The sequence below is a fragment of the Streptomyces sp. genome (genome assembly GCF_031181555.1).
Lineage (GTDB): Bacteria > Actinomycetota > Actinomycetes > Streptomycetales > Streptomycetaceae > Streptomyces > Streptomyces fimbriatus.
In genome coordinates this window covers 1-6,397 of the sequence record NZ_JAPSKQ010000249.1, presented here as the reverse complement: position 1 = coordinate 6,397, position 6,397 = coordinate 1, and the positions used below count along the sequence as shown (strand labels likewise).

Below are 6,397 nucleotides of genomic sequence, written 5' to 3'. Positions count from 1 at the left end.
CGCACAGGCGGACGTGGTCGCGGAGGAGCCCGGGGGTGGTGCCCTCGAGCAGCGCGCGGTCGCCTCACGCGAGGCCGGCCGACGCATCCGGGGCTCGTTGCTGCGGACCGGCGCCCTCCGTGCCGTGGTGCCCCTCCCGCCCGGCAGTGCCCAGCCGCACAGCGTCTCGCTCCAGCTGTGGGTCCTCAGGGCGGCGCCGGACGGCCGCCCGGACGCCGTTCCGCCCGGACAGGGCGTACTCCTGGTCGACGGGACCCGCTTCGCGCGAACGGGCGCGCGTGAATCCGGTCCCCACGGGGAGTCGCTGCAGGCCTTCGTCCTCTCCGCGCTGGAGGCCCTCGACCGCCCGGACGCGGCGGATCCGCCGGACGGCGCCGTCCGCGTCCCCCTCATCGAACCCCTGGACGACGAGGTGGACGTCACCCCCGGGCGCTGCACGTCGGCGACCGCCGAACCGTCCGGCCTGGAACTCGCGGCGGCCTGGCGGGAAGCGGCGACGGTGCTGACCGACCTGGCCCGTCGAGCCGAACGTCTGTCGGACCTGGAGTTCGGGATCGACAGGCCGCAGACCACGGTCGGCGTCGGAGACCTGGTCCAAGGCCGGTGCCCTGGCGCCGCGCTCCGGCCGGCAGCCGTTGGACGGCGCGGCGGCTCCCGGCGGTGACTCCGTGCCCCTCCTCACCGTTGCCGACCTGCCGACGGGCGGGACTCCCGGCGGGCTCGTCGCCGCCGGGTCGGCGCCCGTGATCGTCGAGCAGGGCGACGTCGTGGTCACCGGTGCCGTGCGCGCGTACAAGGCAGGGGTGCACGAAGGGCCCCCGATGGCGCTGGGACCGCAGTTGTACGCCCTGCGGGTGGATCCGGCGATAACTGGACGCGCACTTCCTCGCCGGCTGTCTGCGCGCGCCCTCCAACGGACGCCAGGCGGGCACCCACGCCTCCAGTTCGTCGCGGGGCGGCATCCGGCGCCTGCAGGTGCTCCGGCTCCCGCTGGCGGAACAGGCGGCGTACGCCGAGGTCTTCCGCGGTCTCAGGGACTTCGAGACGCGTCTCGGCAACGCCGACGGCCTGGGCAGGAGACTGGTGAGCGACGTGTCCGACCTGCTCGCGGCAGGCGGGCTCGGCGCCTGACCCCGCCCGAGGTCCTCCAGGAGCAGATCCGGCGCCGCCTCCTCGCGCAGGGCGGTTCCCGGGGCGTTCATGGCGGGGCCGGTTCAGGGTCCCGCACGGCTTCGGCCGGCGTTCCGGCGAGGAGGTCGGGCACGGACGGATCGGCGAGCGGTGTGCCGCAGAACACCCGCGTCACCGCGACGTGCTCCAGGCGCTCGGGTGCGCTGGGGCAGGCGTGCGCGCTCAGCCGCTGCCAGGCCTCCGTACCGGGCTCCTCCCCGGGTTCTGATGCCCCCTACTGTTCCCCTTCCGAGGCGCCAAGCGTATGGACCGGCACCGACGCTCCGGAGGAAGTCGGGGGGGACCGACCGCTCTCGCCTGCGGCTGCGGCATCCTGCGGGCGGCGAGGCCGTGGCGGTCCCGGGGCGAGCCGCAGCCCGTGGGGTGCTGCGGCTCGCCCCTCGTCCGTTTCAGCTCGTGCGGCAGGAGACCGTCGGCCAGGTCCAGTTGCCGTTGGTCTGGATCGTCACGCCCCAGTTGTTCCCGTTGCCGTTGGGCCTGGCGACGAGCGTCTGGCCGTTGGGGTAGGACGCGCTGACGTTCCAGGTCGCGGAGACCTTCGCCGGGGACGGCACGTTCATGGTCACCGTCCAGTTGTCGGCGCCGCCGACCGAGACGTTGAGGTTGTACCGGTCGCTCCAGCGGCTGCCCGCGGACAGGGTCGCGGTACAGGTGCTGCCGCCGCCACCACCCCCGCCGCCGGAGCCGCCTCCGTCGGGGGCGACGGCGCGGCCCGTCTGCGGGGAGATCATGCCGGCGCACAGGCCCCGGGAGGCCAGCCCCTGCGCGATGCGCGGGATCGCGGCCAGGGTGTTCGCCGACCAGTCGTGCATGAGGAAGACCTGGCCGTCGGTGAGCCGGGAGGCCGCCTGCACGATCGCGTCGGTGCTCGCGCCGTTCCAGTCCTGCGAGTCGACGTCCCAGAGCACCTCGGTCAGACCGTACTTGGCCTGGACCGACCGCAGTGTCGAGTTGGTCTCGCCGTACGGCGGACGGAACAGCTTCGGCGTGCCGCCGCCCGCGTTCGCGATCGCCTGCTGGGTGCGGGAGATCTCCGAGTCCATCTGCGCCTGGCTCAGCTGGGTCATGTGGGGGTGGGTGTAGCTGTGGTTGGCGACCCACATGCCGGCGTCCACCTGGGCCTTGACCAGGGAGGGATTGGCGGCGGCGTACTGGCCCTGGTTGAACATCGTGGCCCGCAGCCCGTTCTGCTTGAGCGCGTTGAGCAGGTTCGGCGTGCTGCCGCCGGCGGGGCCGTCGTCGAAGGTGAGTCCGACGTACCCGTTGCAGGCGGCGGCGTGCGCCGGGGTGGCGTCGAGGGCGGAGGTGACCGTGCCCGCCAGGGTCAGCGCGGCGACGGCCAGCCCCGCCACCAGGGGCCGCGTCCGGGTGGCCGGTGGTCGTTTGGTGGTCATGTGCGGTGAGTCCTCCTCGGGAGGGGTCAGCTCGCGCTGCACGAGACGGTCGGCCAGGTCCAGTTGCCGTTGGTCTGGATCGTCGCGCCCCAGTTGTTGCCGTTGCCGTTGGGCCTGGCGACGAGCGTCTGGCTGTCGGGGTACGAGGCGCTGACGTTCCAGGTCGCGGAGACCTTCGCCGGGGAGGGCACCCTCATCGTCACGGTCCAGTTGCTGGAACCGCTCACCGAGACGTTGAGGTTGTACCGGTCGCCCCACTTCTCACCGGCCGACAGGGTCGCGGTGCAGCCGCCGGTGCCACCGCCACCTCCGCCACCTCCGCCACCTCCGCCTCCGCCGGAGCCGGATTCACTCACCGTGATGTTGGAGCTGCCGCTGCTCTGGTAGCCCTCGGTGGCCATGATCATGTAGTTGTGGGTGCCCAGGTTCATTCCGCTGCGGGCCCAGGCGTCGAAGTGGTTGCCGCTGGTGATGGTGCCGCCGGTCCGCTTCGACTGGCGGACGCTCCAGTACTGGTCGAAGGTCTTGGTGCCCTCGATGGAGGGGGCGTTGTACCGGGTCGTCTTGTAGATGTCGTACGTGCCGCCGTCGCTGGTGACGGTGCCCTTGTACTCGCCGGTGGGCCGGTAGGTGCCCCAGTTGTCGACGATGTAGTACTCGATGAGCGGGCCGGTCGTCCATCCGTAGAGCGTCAGGTACGCGTTGCCGGACGGGTTGAAGGTGCCCGAGTAGTTCACGGTCTTGCGGCCGCCGGTGCTCCAGCCCTTGCCGGCGACGAAGTTGCCGGTGTTGCTCCACCGGGTGCTGTAGTTGCCGCCGGAGCCCAGGTCCATGGAGACCGTTCCCTGGGCGTCGGTCCAGAACGAGTAGTAGTAGCCGTTGTTGGTGCCGGTCTGGTTCGTCGTGATGACCGGGGCGGCGGTGGCGGTGCCGGGCAGGAGCATCACGGCCAGGGCGGCCAGCACGATGGTCCAGGTGCTTCTGAGGCTCAGCGGCGAGCGGCCGTGTCTGCGGCCTCTCGGGTGGGCGAGCGCGTTCATTGGGGTGCGCCTCCTCGTGACGGTCGGCGTGCGGGTCGACGCCGGACAGTGTTGGCCTGCACGCGTCAACCGTCAACAGTTTCGGTAGAAGTTTCGAAAACTTCGGAGAGGCGACAACATCGGAACTGTCACCATAACTCCACGTCAGCACGCCCGCTTGACCGGTCAAGCTCCACGTCGTTTCGGCGCACGACAGCAGTCGGCCGAACCTTCCCCAGCGTTGCTCGAAAATTTCGAACCGGTCCGTCCCTGCACACGACGGAGCCCGGGCGCCTGTTCGGCGCCCGGGCTCCGCGGGGGGAGACGGTCCCTCAGGCGGTCACTCGGTGATGTCGACCTTGCCCTTGGCCGGCTCGGCCGGAGCGGGGGTCGTCGGCGTACCGCGCCGGGCGAGGCCCTGGAGGAGCTGGGCGAGGTCGACGCCGGTGGTGGAGCTGAGCAGTTCCATGCCCTGGGCGACGTTGTCGGCGACCGTGCGCGGGAGCTGCCCCGCGCCGTCCGTGGAGATGACGGTCAGCTTGTCCACGGCGGCCAGCGGCTCGGCGGCCTTGCCGACGACCTGCGGCAGCACCTCGACCAGCATCTGGAGCACCGCCGCGTCGCCGTACCGCTCGAAGGCGTCGGCCTTCTTGTGCATGGCGTCGGCCTCCGCGGAGCCCTTGGCGGCGATCGCGGCCGCCTCGGCGTCACCCTCGATGCGCACGGCGTCGGCGAGCGCCGCGCGGTGCGCCTTCTCGCCCTCACCGGTGAGCCGTGCCCGCTCGGCCGCCGCCTCGGCCTCCTTGACCGCCGCGATACGGCGGGCCTCCGCCTCCTGCTCGGCCTGGTAGCGGGCGGCGTCGGCGGGCTTGCGGACCTTGGTGTCCAGCTCGCGGTCGGTCAGCGCGGCCTGCCGGGCGGCGACCTTCTCCTGCTCCTGGAGGACCTCCTGCTGCCGGGCGGCCTCGGCCAGCGGGCCGGCGGCGCCTGCACGGGCGGCGGCCTCGTCCGTCTCCGCCTTGATCTCGGCCTGCTTCAGGGCGAAGGTGCGCTGCGCGATCGCGATCTCCTCCTCCGCCTTGAGCCGGGCCTGCTCGGAGGCGCGCCGGGCGACGGCCTCGGCGATGTCGGCCTCCTGCCTGGCGCGGGCCGCCTCGGGCCGGCCGAGATCCTCCAGGTAGGAACCCTCGGTGGTGATGTCCTGGATCTGGAAGGCGTCCAGCACCAGGCCCTGCCCGGACAGGCTGGCCTCGGCCTCCTCCGCGACCTGTCCCGCGAAGGCGGCGCGGTCACGGATGATGTCCTCGACCGACATCCGCCCGACGATGGAGCGCAGCGCGCCGGACAGCACCTCCTGGGTGAATCCGACGATGCCTTCCTGCTGCTGCAGGAAGCGCTGGGCGGCGGCACGTATGGAGTCCTCGGTGCCGCCGACCTTGACGATGGCGACACCCTCCAGGTTGGCCTTCACCCCGCGCAGCGTGACCGCGCCCCGGACGGCCACCGGAATGTGCCGGCTGGACAGGTCGAGGGTGAACTTCTGCTGGACGAACGGCACGACGAAGACGCCGCCGCCGACCACGACCTTCTGGCCGCTGTTGTCGGTGAAGACCCGGCCGGTCTCGGGGTCGGTGGACTTCTTGCCGCGCCGTCCGGTGACGATGAACGCCTCGCTGGGTCCCGCCACCTTGTAGCGGGTGACCACCACGAGGGCCAGCAGGACCAGGAGTACGACGACTCCCACCACGGCGATCAGTACAGGGCTCATGCTGGTGATTCCCCTCAGCCCTCCCGGGGGACGGCGGTTCGGATCGGATCAAGGAACGGAGGCGGGAAGGAGTGGAGCGCGGGGGAGGCGAGCCGCGGTGACGTACCGGTCAGCGCTCGACCGGCCGGACCGCGACCGAGGTCGCGGAGAGCGCCGATTCCACCCAGACCTCGGCGCCCCGTGCCACGGGCACCGAACACTTCGCGGCCAGTTTCATCGGCTGCCCGGCGAGGTACACCAGCACCTCGCCGTACCCCTCGGCGGGAATGGCGGTCACCACGGAGCCGGAACTGCCGACGAGATCGTCGCCCCGTGGAGTGGCGTCGGTCTGATCCCGCATCAGGGCACGGCTGAACTTCCACGTCAGCCAGCCCGCGCCGACACCCGCCACCACGCCGGTCGCCGTGGCGCCCGTGACGCCCAGGTCCGTCGTGCCGAGCACGATCGCGCCGCCGAAGCCGAGCATGGACACGAATCCGGCGATCACCGGCAGCGACAGCAGCCCGTCCAGCACGCCGTCGAGCACGCCCTCCAGGATCCCGTCGAAGACCAGCGACAGCAGCAGCAGAACCAGCCCCGCGATCCCGAGACCCACGAACCATTCCATCGGGGCCCCGCTTTCGCTCGACGACCTCCCCGCGCGTGCATGCTCCCATGTGAACCGGTCACGACACATTGCCTGGACCCGGCAATCTTTACGGGTTCTTGATGCCGTCTTCCCACGGACTTCCGGATTCCACCGCCGCTCGGACCGCAGCGTCGGCAACGTGCGGCGCGGTCGAGTGCGCCGCACGGCCGCCGCCGCCCCGGCCCGGAGCCCGGGAAGGGGCGGCGCGGGGTGGACTTCGTTGCCCGACTCCGGCAGTTCACGAGGGCGCCACGGCCGGTCTCTCTCCCTCGGGGACGGTACTGCGGTGCCCCGTCCGCGTTGCCCTCGGTGACCAGGGTGAGCGGGATGTCCGGTCAACCCGCACACGGCCGTGCCGTCGGCGTCGAGATCCGGCCGCGTTTGTTTCCGCCACCCC

5 protein-coding genes and 1 pseudogene are annotated in these 6,397 nt (G+C 71.8%); 2 read left to right on the top strand and 4 right to left on the bottom strand.

The annotated features are described in order from the left end of the window. Positions 1-664 (top strand): annotated as a pseudogene (locus tag RIM90_RS29735) (hypothetical protein); the annotation flags it as partial. A gap of 311 nt (positions 665-975) precedes the next feature. Next, positions 976-1,131: a hypothetical protein gene (locus tag RIM90_RS29730; protein WP_309063841.1), complete on the top strand. Its 156-nt coding sequence runs from the start codon at positions 976-978 to the stop codon at positions 1,129-1,131. Between the two features lie 449 nt (positions 1,132-1,580). Here the strand turns inward: RIM90_RS29730 and RIM90_RS29725 are convergent, their stop codons facing one another. The 4 genes from RIM90_RS29725 to RIM90_RS29710 form a co-directional block, all read right to left on the bottom strand. Further along, a complete protein-coding gene (locus RIM90_RS29725; RefSeq protein WP_309063840.1) occupies positions 1,581-2,585 on the bottom strand; it encodes a polysaccharide deacetylase family protein in 1,005 nt (334 codons plus the stop codon). Positions 2,586-2,611: 26 nt separating this feature from the next. Further along, entirely contained in the window at positions 2,612-3,625 is a 1,014-nt protein-coding gene (locus RIM90_RS29720) for a glycoside hydrolase family 11 protein (protein WP_309063839.1), read from the bottom strand. A gap of 319 nt (positions 3,626-3,944) precedes the next feature. Beyond that, a complete protein-coding gene (locus tag RIM90_RS29715) occupies positions 3,945-5,372 on the bottom strand; it encodes an SPFH domain-containing protein (RefSeq protein ID WP_309063838.1) in 1,428 nt (475 codons plus the stop codon). Positions 5,373-5,481: 109 nt separating this feature from the next. Continuing rightward, positions 5,482-5,979, bottom strand: a complete 498-nt coding sequence (locus RIM90_RS29710) for a hypothetical protein (protein ID WP_309063837.1) — start codon at positions 5,977-5,979, stop codon at positions 5,482-5,484. Positions 5,980-6,397 lie beyond the last annotated feature (418 nt).